Origin of the sequence: Gemmobacter sp. (assembly GCF_046292685.1) — a bacterium.
GTDB lineage: Bacteria > Pseudomonadota > Alphaproteobacteria > Rhodobacterales > Rhodobacteraceae > Wagnerdoeblera.
Genome location: NZ_JBKBQM010000066.1, coordinates 1 through 13,467, shown reverse-complemented (window position 1 = coordinate 13,467; position 13,467 = coordinate 1). Strand labels below are relative to the sequence as shown.

Annotated in this window: 11 protein-coding genes and 2 pseudogenes; 4 read left to right on the top strand and 9 right to left on the bottom strand. The window is 67.6% G+C overall.

The features are described 5' to 3' along the window. On the top strand, window positions 1–578 hold a 578-nt coding region (locus ACK4S2_RS14375), incomplete at its 5' end, for a transposase (RefSeq protein ID WP_409625809.1). Window positions 579–722: 144 nt separating this feature from the next. Here the strand turns inward: ACK4S2_RS14375 and ACK4S2_RS14370 are convergent. Then, a complete protein-coding gene (locus ACK4S2_RS14370) occupies window positions 723–908 on the bottom strand; it encodes a hypothetical protein (protein ID WP_409625806.1) in 186 nt (61 codons plus the stop codon). An 80-nt stretch (window positions 909–988) separates the two neighbouring features. Between ACK4S2_RS14370 and ACK4S2_RS14365 the strand changes: the two genes are divergently transcribed. Together ACK4S2_RS14365 and ACK4S2_RS14360 are read left to right on the top strand one after the other, a co-directional pair. Beyond that, window positions 989–1,393 (top strand): OsmC family protein, encoded by a 405-nt coding sequence (locus tag ACK4S2_RS14365; protein ID WP_409625804.1) that lies wholly within the window; start codon window positions 989–991, stop codon window positions 1,391–1,393. Window positions 1,394–1,396: 3 nt separating this feature from the next. Further along, on the top strand, window positions 1,397–2,278 hold the full coding sequence (locus ACK4S2_RS14360; protein ID WP_409625801.1) for a cation diffusion facilitator family transporter: 882 nt from the start codon (window positions 1,397–1,399) through the stop codon (window positions 2,276–2,278). Between the two features lie 33 nt (window positions 2,279–2,311). On the opposite strand, the gene ACK4S2_RS14355 is transcribed toward ACK4S2_RS14360, so the two are convergent. The 7 genes and pseudogenes from ACK4S2_RS14355 to ACK4S2_RS14325 all read right to left on the bottom strand — a co-directional run bounded on the left by ACK4S2_RS14355 (window position 2,312) and on the right by ACK4S2_RS14325 (window position 12,665). Then, window positions 2,312–2,956, bottom strand: a complete 645-nt coding sequence (locus tag ACK4S2_RS14355; RefSeq protein WP_409625798.1) for a ferredoxin family protein — start codon at window positions 2,954–2,956, stop codon at window positions 2,312–2,314. A gap of 3 nt (window positions 2,957–2,959) precedes the next feature. Then, complete coding sequence (locus tag ACK4S2_RS14350) at window positions 2,960–3,973, bottom strand: dihydroorotate dehydrogenase-like protein (protein ID WP_409625794.1); 1,014 nt, start codon at window positions 3,971–3,973, stop codon at window positions 2,960–2,962. Then, window positions 3,966–7,520, bottom strand: coding sequence for a pyruvate:ferredoxin (flavodoxin) oxidoreductase (nifJ, locus tag ACK4S2_RS14345; RefSeq protein ID WP_409625791.1), 3,555 nt, complete (start codon window positions 7,518–7,520; stop codon window positions 3,966–3,968). Before nifJ ends, ACK4S2_RS14350 begins: the two co-directional genes overlap by 8 nt. A gap of 3 nt (window positions 7,521–7,523) precedes the next feature. Continuing rightward, the gene (locus ACK4S2_RS14340; RefSeq protein ID WP_409625788.1) at window positions 7,524–8,711 is read right to left on the bottom strand and encodes an acetyl-CoA C-acetyltransferase; all 1,188 of its coding nucleotides are present in this window, start codon (window positions 8,709–8,711) and stop codon (window positions 7,524–7,526) included. Between the two features lie 103 nt (window positions 8,712–8,814). Next, the gene (locus ACK4S2_RS14335) at window positions 8,815–10,737 is read right to left on the bottom strand and encodes a DUF2793 domain-containing protein (RefSeq protein WP_409625785.1); all 1,923 of its coding nucleotides are present in this window, start codon (window positions 10,735–10,737) and stop codon (window positions 8,815–8,817) included. Window positions 10,738–10,748: 11 nt separating this feature from the next. Further along, window positions 10,749–12,381 (bottom strand): annotated as a pseudogene (locus tag ACK4S2_RS14330) (phage tail protein); the annotation flags it as partial. Further along, window positions 12,297–12,665 (bottom strand): hypothetical protein, encoded by a 369-nt coding sequence (locus ACK4S2_RS14325; RefSeq protein WP_409625782.1) that lies wholly within the window; start codon window positions 12,663–12,665, stop codon window positions 12,297–12,299. The pseudogene ACK4S2_RS14330 and the gene ACK4S2_RS14325, both read right to left, overlap by 85 nt. Window positions 12,666–12,835: 170 nt before the next feature. Here ACK4S2_RS14325 and ACK4S2_RS14320 point away from each other — a divergent pair. Beyond that, window positions 12,836–13,120 (top strand): annotated as a pseudogene (locus tag ACK4S2_RS14320) (transposase); the annotation flags it as partial. Window positions 13,121–13,156: 36 nt separating this feature from the next. Here the strand turns inward: ACK4S2_RS14320 and ACK4S2_RS14315 are convergent. Further along, window positions 13,157–13,467: integrase core domain-containing protein (locus ACK4S2_RS14315; RefSeq protein WP_409625779.1), on the bottom strand; the 311-nt coding region annotated here is incomplete at its 5' end.

The window sequence follows — 13,467 nt, the reverse complement described above, 5'->3', positions numbered from 1 at the left end:
GCGAGAGGCGGTCCAACGCCACCCATGCCTCGACGATCGACCCGGAGGCGCGCCTCTACAAGAAGTCTCCCGGCACCGGGGCGATGCTCTGCTTCATCGGCCATGCGCTGATGGAGAACCGCTCCGGCCTGATCGTGCAGGGCGACCTGACCCAGGCGGACGGCCATGCCGAACGGCGCGCCGCGCTTGACATGATCCACCGCCATTCCCCCGGGTCGACCCGACGTTTGACGCTCGGGACCGACAAGGGGTTCGACGCGGCCGGGTTCGTCGCCGACCTGCGGCAGGCCGGTGTCACCCCGCATGTCGCGCAGAAATCGCGCCATTCAGCGATCGACGCCAGAACCACACGGCACGAGGGATACGCCCTGTCGATCAAGCACCGCAAACGGATCGACTTGCGTCGGGCCAACGATCCCCCGGATCGTTGGCTGATCCTCCTCACCTTCGGCTGGGCCAAGACCGTCGGCGGAATGGCCCAGACCGTCTATCGCGGCCTCGACAAGGTGCGGTCCCGCTTCATCCTGACGATGGCAGCCAACAACCTCGCCCGACTGCCCCGGCTGCTGGCCGCATGACGACGAGGGGTGGCATCGGGCACCCATACCTCGCCTCGACCAGCACGACGCTCACCGCTGCCGCCCAAACAGACGGAAAACTGTTCCGCCTCGTGGACTTCTTCAGCAGCCTGCTAAGGCGACCTATTTCCTCATGTATCAGGGCTATGACCGTTTCATGAACATGAAGCCCGGCATCGCCCGCTGGGTCGCGCGCGATTTCCCCATCACCGGATCGGCCGAGGCGGTCGAGGCATCCGCGACTGCTTCGTCCTGCTGCGGCGGTTCGGCCGCAACAACGGCTTCCTCCTGCTGCGTCGGGTCGGACGATGCATCGTGCGGTGGCGACACGGCAAGGGTCGGCGGGTGCTGCTGGCAACCATGCAAAGTGCCCTTCGCAAAGGCGTGTCTTCATTGAGGAAGGACTTCTGATGCTGGAATACCGCGTCGCCGCCCGCCGCATCGACAGCCATGGCTCCGAGGCCACCACGAAGGAGGCCCGCATCACGATCGACACCGACATGGCCGGGCGGGCGGATGCCTTCAACCCGGCCGAACTGCTGCTCACCAGCATCGCCGCCTGCATCCTCAAGGGCACTGAACGGATGATCCCGATGCTCAAGTTCGACCTGCGCGGGATCGAGGTTTCGCTGCATGGGGTCCGGCAGGACAGCCCGCCGAAGATGGTGCGGATCAACTATGAAATCGTGGTGGACACCGATGAAAGCGACCGCCGTATCGACCTGCTGCACCACAATCTGAAAAATTTCGGCACGATCTACAACACCGTCGCCGAGGCGACCGAGTTGTCCGGCACGATCCGCCGGAAGGACTGAGCCTTGGCCCACGATCACGCTCACGCCCACGGCGCACCGAAGGACCTCGGTCCGGCCTTCCGCTGGGCGGTCGGGCTGAATGTCGGCTATGTGATCGTCGAGGGGGCTGCCGGTTTCGTCACCGGCTCGCTGGCGCTTCTGGCGGATGCCGCGCACAACCTTACCGACGTTGCGGGCCTGCTGATCGCCTGGGGCGCGGCGGTGCTGGCGAAACGGGCGGGCTCGCAGGCCCACACCTGGGGCCTTGGGCGCGCCACGATCATGGCGGCGATGTTCAACGCCATTGCCATCATCGTCGGGGTCGGCGCGGTGATCTGGGAGGATTCGCACCGTTTCCACACGCCGGTCGAGGTGCCGGGCAGCACCATCCTGTGGGTCGCGCTGATCGGGATCCTCGTGAACACGGGGTCGGCGCTTCTGTTCATGAAATCGCAGAAGGACGACCTGAACGCCAAGGGCGCCTTCCTGCACATGGCCGCAGATGCGGCCGTATCCGGCGCGGTGGTGCTGGCTGCGCTGGGGATCATCCTGACCGGCAAGACCTGGATCGACCCGGCCGTTGCGATCGCGGTCAGCCTGCTGATCGCCGTAACGGCGGCCGGCCTGCTGCGCGCCGCACTGCACCTCAGCCTCGACGGCGTGCCGGAAGGCATCGACATGCAGAAGGTTGCCACCTTCATCGGCGACCAGCCGGGAGTGACCGGAGTGCACGACCTGCACATCTGGGCGCTATCGACCACGCGGACCGCGCTGGCCGCGCATGTCGTCTGGCAAGGTCCCGACGCGGATGCCTTTCTTGACCAAGTGACCGACGAACTGGAACATGACTTCGGGATAAGCCATGTCACCTTGCAACTGGAAACCACGCCCTGCGAGAGGGCGTGAGTTTGCCTTGCGACCTGACCGTCGCGTCGCGCGTCAGGCGACAGGCTTGGCCGTCACGAGAACCAGCCCGGCATCGTGAACCAGAGCGGTGATCCGGTCGAGGAACGGGGCCACCGCCTCCTGCTTCTCGGAGGTCACCTCGAAGCTCATGAAGGACGGGGCCTTCTGCCGTGCGCCCTTCACGGTCGGCACCTCGAGACGCAAGTTCACGATGTCGAAAGGCTGGTCCGCGATCAGGTCTTCCAGCAGGACGAGGAAGCGCTTGTCCCCGAACTCTCCCGCCACCTCGACCTGCGCGCGGGTCGGCACCGCCGCAGTGGCAGCGCTGGCGGCGGCAACGGTCGCGCGCATCTTCTGGGCGTCGTCGCGCTCGTGCTTGGCCAGCGCCTCTTTCTTGACGCTGCGGAAGATCTGGCGTTCGCGTTCGACCTTCCAGACGGTGTCGAGCGCGGGGAAGCTGATGGCGCCGGTCGGGCAGACATTGGCGCAGGTCGAGCAGCCGACCACGCATTCCATGGCCGCCACCGGCACCGCCACGCCGCCCTCGATCTCGTAGACGCCCCGCCCGCAGGTGACATAGCAGAGCTGGCAACCGATGCAGGCCTCGGCATCGACCGCCGGCTTCCACGGGATTTCGTCGCGCGGAATGCCGTGCCAGGTTTTCTTGTCGCCGCTCATCGCTCAGGCCCTCCGATTCAGGATGCTGCGCCAGCCGTCCAGCGTGCGCACATAGTTCAGCCGCGTCCAGGCCGTGGGGTCGGGCGCGCGGTCAAGGTTCAGGATGCCGCGCAGGGCATCGCTTGTCGGGGAACCGCCTGCCTCCAGCGTCCGGCGCAATCCGTCGAGGATCGACCCGATCCGCTCGGGCCCGTGGGCCAGCGTGGCCGAGGTGACCTGCACCACGGCGGCCCCGCAGGCGATGGCCTGGGCCGCGTGCTGGCCGGAATGGACGCCCCCGGAACAGGCAAGATCCAGCCCCGGTACCCGCGCCGACAGGATCGCCAGCGCATGCAGGCGGGGCGGCAGCTCGGCGGCGGTGGAAAGCTCCAGGTGCCGCTCGACCTCAAGTGCCTCCAGATCGACGCGCGGGGCGAACAGGCGGTTGAACACCGTCACACCCGCCGCCCCCACCCCGCGCAGACGCGTGGCGAAGGAGGGAAGCGCGGTGTAGGCGGGCGCCAGCTTGACCGAGACGGGGATGGTGACGGCCTGCACCACCGCGGCCACCAGCCCGGCCTGCCGCGCCTCGACCGCGGCCGCATCCTCGGCCGGGTCGGTCGCGATGTCGTAAAGGTTCAGCTCCAGCGCATCGGCACCCGCCTCCGCCAGCTTGACCGCATAGCGCGTCCAGCCGCCGTCGCTGGTGCCGTTCAGCGAGGCGACGACGGGCACATCCACCGCCCCCTTCAGCGCGGCGAGCTCTGCAAGATATCCTTCGCCATCCATCGAGAACGCGCCCGAGGGCAGGAAGCCGCCCGCTTCGGCATCGTGGTCGGCCAGCGCGTCGATCATCAGATGCGCGGCCATCTGTTCCTCGGCCAGTTGTTCCTCGAACAGCGAGTGCATGACGATCGCGCCGGCGCCGGCCTCCACCGCGCGCCGGGCTGCGTCGGGGTCTTGCGACAGCGGCCCGGCGCCGACGACGACGGGCGATTTCAGGGTCAGACCCAGCCAGCGGGTTGTCAGGTCAACCATTGTCGCCCTCCTTGTCGGTTGGCAGATGGATGCCCGACACTTGTCGATACAGGGCCTGCCGCTGCCTCACCCCTTCCCGCGCGGCCTCGAGCAAGGCTCTCGCCCGCTCGGGCGAGCGCAGTTCGACCATCCGGAACCGCGCCTCCTGCGCCATGTACTCACCCATATCGAGTGACGGCTCGGGCGCATCGAGTTGCAGCGGCGCCTCGCCCCGCGCGATCCGGGCGGGATCGAAGCGGTAGGGGATCAGCGCCCCCGCGGCGATGGCCCGGCGTTGCTGGCGGGGGGACTGCGCCAGATCGTAGCCATGTGCGATGCAGGGGCTTGCCGCGATGATGAGCGACGGGCCGGGATGCGCCTCGGCCTCCAGCATCGCCTGTACGGTCTGGTCGGGTCGGGCCTGAAGGCCGACCTCGGCCACATAGACATGGCCATAGGACATGGCCAGAAGCCCCAGATCCTTCTTGCGGCCTTCCTTGCCCGCCACGGCGAACTTGGCCGAGGCACCGGTGGGCGTGGCCTTGGACGCCTGCCCGCCGGTGTTGGAATAGACCTCGGTGTCCAGCACCAGCACGTTGACCTTGCGCCCCGAGGCCAGCACATGATCGAGGCCGCCATAACCGATGTCATAGGCCCAGCCATCGCCACCGACGATCCACAGGCTGGTGGGCAATAGTGCGTCGAGATCAGGCGCAAGGGCATCGCCTGCCAGCGCAGCTGCCTCTGCCAGCAGCGCCCGGATGCGCATAACCTCGGCCGGATCGGCGGTCTGCCGCGGGATCGCCGCCAGTGCGGCAGCCATCCGTTCGGGCAGGACGGCCTGCGCTGCCGCCAGCACCCGCGCGCGCCGTGTGTCGAGCGCCAGCCGCATCCCCAGTCCGAACTCGGCATTGTCCTCGAAGAGCGAGTTCGACCAGGCCGGGCCGCGCCCTTCGGCGTTCTTCGTCCAGGGTGTCGTGGGCAGGTTGCCGCCGTAGATCGAGGAACAGCCGGTTGCATTGGCAATCAGAAGGCGGTCGCCGAAGAGTTCGGACAGAAGCCGCAGATAGGGCGTCTCGCCGCAACCGGCGCAGGCGCCGGAGAATTCGAACAGCGGCTCGCGCAGGCTGGCGGTGCGGCGGTCGATCGGCAGGGCATCCAGCGGGGCGGATGGCAGGGTGCGGAAGAACTCCCACGCCGCCCGCTCGGTTTCCACATGATCAGCCAGTGGGGCCGCGTTCAGCGCCTTGCGCCTGGGGTTCTGGCGGTCGCGGGCGGGGCAGAGCTCGATGCAGAGCCCGCAACCGGTGCAATCCTCGGGCGCGACCTGAACCGTGTAGTGCATCCCCTCCAGCGCCGGCTCGAACGCCTCGGGGCGCGAACGGAAGCCCTCTGGCGCATCGGTGAGGGCCGCCGGGTCAAAGACCTTGGCCCGGATCGCCGCATGGGGGCAGATCATGGCGCAGCGCGTGCATTGCACGCAGAGCTCGGGCTCCCAGATCGGGATCTCCAGCGCGATGGCGCGTTTTTCCAGCCGGCCAGTCGCCGTGGGCCAGGTGCCATCCGGCGGGAAGGCACTGACCGGCAGCGTATCGCCCCGACCGTCGAGAAGCGCGCGCGTCACCCGTTGTGCGAAATCATCGGCATCCGGGGACACTGACGACCGCAGGGGATGGTCCGAGGTCGCCTTTTCGGGCAATGGCACCGCCCGCAGGCCCGCCAGGGCCGCGTCGATGGCGGCCACGTTGCGCCGCACCACCTCGGGGCCGCGCTTGCCCCAGGTCCCGGCGACCGAGTCCTTCAGCGCGGCAAGGGCCGTATCGCGCGGCAGCACGCCGGACAGGGCCAGGAAACAGGCCTGCATCACCATGTTGATCCGCCGCCCCAGCCCTGCCTTGCCGGCGATCGCATAGGCGTCGATCACATGCAGCTTGCAGGCCCGGTCGATCAGTGCGGCCTGCGCCTCGCGCGGCAGGCTGTCCCAGAAGCGCGCGGGGTCGAGCGGCGTGTTGACCAGAACCGTGGCGCCCGGGCGGGCGCGGGCGAAGATGTCCCGCCGCTGAAGGAACTCCGGCGCGTGCACGGCCACGAAGCCAGCCTCGGCAATGCCATGGGTCGCCCGGATCGGACCTGGCGAGACCCGCAGATGCGAGACCGTCGTCTGCCCGGCCTTGCGGCTGTCGTATTCGAAATGCCCCTGCACATTGAGGCCGGTATGTTCGCCGATCAGCTTGATCGTGGCCTTGGCCCCCGACACGGTGCCGTCCGAGCCAAGCCCGAAGAACAGCGCCTCGGTCACCTCCGGCGCGATCAGAGAGCGTTCGAAATCGTGATCGGGGTCAAGGGATGTCCCCGACACGTCGTCGCGGATCCCCAGCGTGACCCGCGCCTTCGGCCGGTCGCGGGCCATCTCGTCGAACAGCGCCTTGACATGGCCGGGCGTGAAGTCCTTGCCGCCAATGCCATAGCGCCCGCCGATGATCCGCGGCATGCCCGCGCGCCGCCCGTCCTGCACGGCGAGGGCCAGCGCAATCGTCACTTCCTGCAACAAGGGCTCGCCCGAGGATCCGGGCTCCTTGGTGCGGTCCAGCATCGCAAGCGACGTGACGGTTTCGGGCAGCGCGGCCAGCATGTGACCGGTCGAGAAGGGGCGGAACAGACGCACCCGCAGGACGCCGACCCTCTCACCCCGCGCGACCAGCGCATCGACCGCTTCCTCTGCCGCCTCGGCTCCCGACCCGATGAGGATGACAACCCGCTCGGCCTGCGGGTCGCCGGCATAGTCGAACAGGCGATAGCGCCGCCCGGTCAGGTCGGCAAAGCGCGCCATGGTCTCGGCCAGACGGTCGGGGAAGGCCGTGTAGAACGGCTCCACCGCCTCGCGACCCTGAAAGAAGGTGTCGGGGTTCTGCGAGGTGCCGCGGATTGCGGGCCGCTCCGGGTTCAGCGCGCGGGCACGATGGGCCGCGACCGCGCCCGCGTCGATCAGCGCGCGCAGAGTGTCATCCGACAATCCCTCGACCTTGCGGATCTCGTGCGAGGTGCGGAACCCGTCGAAGAAATGCAGCACCGGCACGCGCGCGGCCAGCGTCACCGCATGGCCGATGGCGGCCATGTCCTGTGCTTCCTGGGCGGTGCCCGACGCCAGCAGGGCAAGCCCCGCGCCCCGCACTGCCATCACGTCGGAATGGTCGCCGAAGATCGACAGCGCATGCGTCGCCACGCTGCGCGCCGCCACATGCAGGCAGAAGGGCGTCAGTTCCCCCGCGATCTTGTAAAGATCGGGCAGCATCAGCAGAAGGCCCTGCGAGGCGGTGAAGGTCGTCGTCAGCGCCCCCGCCGTCAGCGCACCATGCACGGCGCCCGCGGCACCCCCTTCGGATTGCATCTCGACTACCTGCGGAACAGTGTCCCACAGGTTCGCACGGCCGTCGGCCGCCCACTGGTCGGCATGTTCGCCCATGACCGAGGCCGGCGTGATCGGATAGATCGCGACAACCTCGCTCAGCCGATAGGCGATGTCGGCTACGGCCTCGTTGGCGTCAATCGTGCGGATCGGGCCGGACATCGCTCAGAGCATTTCAAGCGCAAGGGCGATCCCCTGACCACCACCGATGCACAGCGTCACGACGCCCTTCTTCAGCCCGTCGCGCTTCATCGAATGGATCAACCGCGTGGTCAGCACCGCGCCCGAGGCCCCGATCGGATGGCCGTGCGCGATGGCCCCGCCTTCGACGTTGACGATATCCTCGGGCAGACCCAGCTCGCGCAGAACGGCCAGCGCGATGGCGGCGAAGGCCTCGTTGATCGCGACCCGGTCCAGGTCCGCGACCGTCCAGCCCGCGCGGTCCAGCGCCTGCCGCACCGCCGGAACCGGTCCGATGCCGAACATCCCCGGCTCGACCGCCCCCACGCCGAAGGACGCGATCCGGGCGAGCGGCACGAGGCCCGCCTTCTCGGCGAACCCGCGGTCGGCCACGATCATCGCGGCCGCCCCCGTGTTCAGCCCCGGCGCATTGCCGGCGGTGATCGTGCCGTCCTTGCGGAAGGCCGGTTTCAGGCGGGAAAGTGACTCCAGCGTCGTCTCGGGCCGGTTGTGTTCGTCCCTGGCAAAGCTCTCGGGCCCCTTTCGGCCCTTCACTTCGACCGCCGCGATCTCGGCATCGAACAGCCCCGCCGCCTGTGCCTCGGAAAACCGCTGTTGCGATCGCAGGGCCCAGGCATCCTGATCGTCGCGACTGATGCCGTATTTCGTGACCAGATCCTCGGTATGCCAGCCGGAATGCTCGCCCGAGAAGGCATCGTTCAGGCCATCGGTCAGCATCGCGTCGTAGATCGTCGCCGGTCCCATCCGGTGCCCCCAGCGACCGCCGGGGATGAGATAGGGCGCCATGTCCATGTTCTCCATGCCGCCTGCCACGACAGCAGCGGCCAGACCGAGCCAGACCTCCTGCGCCGCACTGGCCACCGCCTGCGCCCCGGACCCGCAGACGCGGTTCACGGTCAGCGCAGGGGCACCGACCGGAACCCCACCGCCGATTGCCGCCTGACGGGCCGGGTTCATCCTGTTGCCCGCCTGGATGACGTTCCCCATCACGACGCTGTCAACCTTTGCCGGATCGAGGCCCGAGCGCGCGAGCACGGCGCGAATGGCGATGGCCCCGAGTTCCGTGGCGGGCGTGGATTTCAGCGTTCCGTTGTATGTGCCCAAGGCGGTGCGGACGGGGGCACAGATGACGGCTTCTGTTGCGAACAGCATGCGCGTGCTCCAGGAAGATCTTCAACCTGCACAACTACCGTCAGCGCGCGAAATTTTTCGATATGATGCAAATCAATTCGGTTCGTTTTTTTCATAACGAGGGTCAGAAATCCGTCTCCAGATAGACCCCGGCACAGTCGTAGGCGACGGCGGCGGCGGTCGCGCCGGTTTTCAGGAAGAGGCGCGGCGACAGGAATTGCGTCGCGGCTGGCAAATCCGCCGTGATCTCCTGCTCGAACACCGCGCCGGAAACCTCGTCGACCACGCGGACCCAGACGGATGAACCATTCGGGGGGGCTGCGATGAACAGGGTCAGCACGCCACCGGTGGCGATGGCGAAAGACGCGCCCATGTCGGTCAGGGTCGGCGCCCCGGTGCCGTCGTTTGCGACCAGTTGCCAACGGGTGTGGGTTCCACTCTGGAATCCGATGCCGATGCAGTTGATGGCCGCAGCCAGTGTCAGAGTGGTGGCCAGCGCGGCGGTCGAGCCATAGAGGCCGAAGAACCCCATGCCAGTTGCCTGCAGGGTCGTCAGCGAAATTCGCGTCACGAAGGTCCAGCCGCCGAGGCCCGCCGCATTGCCGCGCCAGCAGGCCCAGCCTGCAGATCGCTGGTCGGCGACCGAGTCCACGACAGCCGCCGAGGTCAGACGCCAGCGGCGCATGCTGGCGGCGAGGTTGGTGGCGGCCAGCGCCGGGTGCGAGACGGTACCGACCGAGGTGATCGGCAGGCCCTCGGTCGTGATCGTGGTGCTGACCGAGGGGGACCAGTTGGCAATGCGGTTCACCCCGAAATGGGGTTGGAGCGGGAAATCCCGTCCAGAGGGGCGCATGACGTCGATCCACGGAGCGCCTGCGCGGTTGCGGGCATAGAGGGTGGCCTTGCCCGCGGGCGGCGGGGTCGGCGCTGCGGTCAGACCCGGCAGGACTGTCGGCTGCGGCAGTTCCACCTGGCCGCTGGTGCGGTCGATCCGGATCGCATCGAAGAAGGCCGACCCTTCCGGGCTGACCTTGAAGCTGAAGTCGTCATTGCCGAGGAGACCGATCAGCGCCCGAGCCGAAAACCCGGTCTTGAAGGCGAAGGCCGCGTCATTGGCAGGAACGGCCTTGTTGACGGTCGCCTCGATGCCAGCGCCTGCGTTGTTCAGTAGGACCGCAGGCGTGTTGACCGACAGACGGTTGTAGCTGTCAGCCGTCGCCCCGCCGAGGCCGAGCAGTTGCGCGGTCAGGTTCGCCTGCGGCATGCCGACCTGCGTGACGGCATTGGCGAAGGTGACGGTGGGCGTGTTCACCACCGTGGTGCCGCCCGCCCCGGCGGTGGCCGAGCCGATGTTGACGACCGTGGTCGATCCGGACGCGCCGCCGGTGCCGATGTTCACCGTCTTGGTCACGCCCGTGGTCGTGGCGCCGGTGCCCATTCCGTAGGTCGCGGTCCCGGTTGCCGTGCCGATGCTGGCCGACGCCGCCGAAACGGTGACCGTGCCCGAGGCGGTCAGAGTCCCCGAAAATGTCTTGTTGCCGGTGAAGGTCTGCGTGCCCGCGAGGATCGCCAGTTCCGACGAGGTATTCGGCAACGTGAAGCTGCGCGTGGTGCCCGTTGTGATCCCCGCCAGCGAGAAGGTCGCCTTCTTCGTCGGATCGGCGTCGTTGACCAGGCTGAACACGGCGTCCGAGACGTCGCGCGGCTCGCCCACCACCTCCCATGCGCTGCCGGTCCAGACGAGGAACAGCCCCTCGGCTGCGACCCACACGAGCCAGCCGGTCCGTGGCACGAGCCGGATCCACGCGCCGTCCACCCAGAAGGCGATGTTCAGGTCCCACCCGGCCCAGAGGCCGGTGGCGCCCGATGCCACGAGGTGCCTGTTGCCGTCGGCGGGGCTGGCGGGCGGTGCAGTCCGCGTGCGGTCAAGAACGGAAAGCTGCACCATCGCGTCGAGCAGCCGCAGGGCCTCGTTGTGGGTGACATGCTTCTGCGCCTGCGCGGCCATGAGGTACGGCAGGCCCAGATGGGTCGTGGTGTCGGACATGAGAAATCCCGTCAGAACTGGAGGGTCAGGCTCGCGGGCGTGCCGCGGCCGAGGCGGTTCGAGAGCTGGTAGATGCGGATCGCCAGCGTCTGGCTGGGCCCGAGCGGCGCGCCCCAATCGGCGGTCTGCTGGGCGGCGGTGTAGAGGACGGAGGTCGTGCTGCCGGTCAGATGGCGCTTGACGGCGGCCCCATCGAGGATCTGCACATCGTAGCTTTCGTTCGCGGGGCTTGCCTGGCCCCACTGGGGCCAGGGTCCCCGCTCACCCTCGGCCAGCGGCACCTCGACCTGCTCCCAGGCATCGGCGACCAGCGCGCGGGATCGCCGTGTCCAGCGGATGGTCAGATCGCCGGGGCTGCGCGCCGTCCGCCACGGCTGTTCGACATGGACCGGCGCGAAGGGGACAAGGCCCCGGCCGGTCGGGGTGAAGCCCAGCGCGGCATAGCTGTCATCGCTGACAGCGCGCGCGGCCGGGCCCACGCGCCAGTTCCAGGGCAGGCCGAGGTCAGCTTCGGCGATGGGCAGCGAGGCCAGCGCGGCGTCCAGGACCACGACCCGCGCTCCGGCCGGTGCCGGATTGCCCATGGTATGTTCCGTTCCGCGCTGGCCGCGCAGGAGCCGGGTCAGGCGGTACCGGCCTGGCGCGATCAGTTCGGCCGCGCCCGCCTGGACGATCTCCCACTGGCCAGCGGCGCTTTCCACCGCCAACGCATTGGCCCCACCGAACAGTGCGACATCGGTCACGCTTTCCAGCGTTCCGGACAGGAGATCGACGACCAGCGCGTTGCCCAGATCGAACCTCGAACTCGGCCCAGGAAGGAAGTCGAAGGCCAGCGTACCGATCCGCGCGCGACTGCCGAAGGTGGTCAGCAGATTGAAGCCATCCGTCGAGGCGCTCCGGAACACCGCGATCTCGCCGGGCCAGGGGCTGGCATGCGCGGCGATCAGAGGGCGATGGGCGGGCTGATCCTCGCTGATCTGCGGCAGGTCCAGCATCACCACCTCCGGCGTGCCGAAGACGACGGGGCTGGCAAGGCTTGCGGGCCGCGGATCGCCGGGCGGCAGATCGTAGGCCGCACGATCCTGCCGCACTGCCTCGACGCCTCGCGCCTCGGTATCGGCGACGGACACTAGCCGGAACTCCACCTCGCGGCCGTCATGCGCGAGCCGGATCACGTCGGCTGGATCGAGCGCGAGCCGCGAGGGCGGCAGGCGGAAGGTGGCACTTTCCCGGCCGATCCACGCTTCCATCAGCGCACGCCGGCAGCGGCGTTCGTTCGGCGGCTGCTCGGACCGATGGCGCAGCCGCCTCACCCTCGGGTGGGATCGCCATGGGGAAGGACTCGGACGCGATGCGTGTGGTGTCGACTGTGATGCGACGGGCTTCGACGAGGGCCGCGTCATAGTCCTCATCCGCCCGCGCGACCTGCCATTTCAGCGCCTGTGGCAGTTCGGTTTCCTGCGCGCGGACCAGTTCCAGCGCCTCGCCCTCGCGGGAGGACACGAGGTCGTCATGCGCAAAGGTCAGAACCGACGCCCGCCCGCGCATGACGAAGCGGATCACGCCCTCGGTCTCGATGGCGTCAAAACCGAAGTGGCGGGACAGGGTGGAAATCGACGCGCGAGGGCTTTCCGGCGCACCGATGCGTAAAGCACGTCATCACCGACCCCGCCGAACAGCAGATCAAACCCGCGTCCGGCGAACAGATGGTCGTCACCCCGGCCACCGATCAGCGTGTCTTGCCCACCAAGGCCATACAGCACATCGCTGCCGTCGCCGCCCAGCACCAGATCGTCGGCGTTCAGGTCCTCCAACCCCTCGATCACCGTTTCTCCGACAAAAAGCAAAAGCGAGGCTTTCTTGAACAGGCCGAAAAGGCTATTCGCCGTATCTTTGAAGAACTCCGCAACAACGCTGCCGATGCTCATGACCGCATCGAAGCCGGTGCGGAGCGAAATGTCGTTGACCGCAGTTCCGAAATCCTTGGTCGCCTTGATCAGATTGAAGATGTCGCTCTAGCAGGCTGCTGAAGAAGTCAGCCCTCGACCCGGAGTTAGGAACATGATTCACCCTTTGCACGACAACGGTGGGGGTGATGATGCGCGGGACGGACGAGGCGAGCGGGTCGCTGTTCAGCTATGTTGACCTTGAAGCGCGCATCCCCGCCCGGCATCCGCTGCGCAAGATCCGGCAGGTGGTCAACGAGGCGCTGGCCAGTCTCGATGCCGAGTTCGAGGCGCTTTACACCGATTTTGGCCGGCCCTCGATTGCGCCGGAACGGTTGATCCGGGCGAGCCTGATCCAGATCCTGTTTTCGGTCCGCTCGGAGCGGCAGTTGATGGAGCAGATGCAGTATAACCTGATGTTCCGCTGGTTCGTGGGTAATCTCCCCGTTTTTAACGGGGTGCATCCGTAGAACTTACGCGACCATTTTCAGTTTCATTGCGGGTGTGATGCCGCCGATGCCCATGTTGGGGCGGTCGTTGTTGTAAGTCCATAGCCATTGCGTAGCTTGATCCTGAGCCTCCTCGATGCTTTCGATGATGTATTGATCCAGCCATTCGTGCCGAACCGTCCGGTTGTAGCGCTCGACATAGGCGTTCTGCTGGGGCTGTCCGGGTTGGATGTGCTGGATGGTGATCTTATGCTTCTCAGCCCATTTTCGCAGCGTTTCACTGATGTATTCGGGGCCATTGTCGACCCTGATCGTGCCCGGCTTGCCCCGCCACT

Bases quoted from the DNA above. Each gene is read 5' to 3' on its own strand.
- ACK4S2_RS14340 (WP_409625788.1), bottom strand. From the start codon at position 8,711: ATGCTGTTCGCAACAGAAGCCGTCATCTGTGCCCCCGTCCGCACCGCC.
- ACK4S2_RS14335 (WP_409625785.1), bottom strand. From the start codon at position 10,737: ATGTCCGACACCACGACCCATCTGGGCCTGCCGTACCTCATGGCCGCG.
- ACK4S2_RS14325 (WP_409625782.1), bottom strand. From the start codon at position 12,665: ATGAGCATCGGCAGCGTTGTTGCGGAGTTCTTCAAAGATACGGCGAAT.
- ACK4S2_RS14365 (WP_409625804.1), top strand. From the start codon at position 989: ATGCTGGAATACCGCGTCGCCGCCCGCCGCATCGACAGCCATGGCTCC.
- nifJ (WP_409625791.1), bottom strand. From the start codon at position 7,520: ATGTCCGGCCCGATCCGCACGATTGACGCCAACGAGGCCGTAGCCGAC.
- ACK4S2_RS14350 (WP_409625794.1), bottom strand. From the start codon at position 3,973: ATGGTTGACCTGACAACCCGCTGGCTGGGTCTGACCCTGAAATCGCCC.
- ACK4S2_RS14355 (WP_409625798.1), bottom strand. From the start codon at position 2,956: ATGAGCGGCGACAAGAAAACCTGGCACGGCATTCCGCGCGACGAAATC.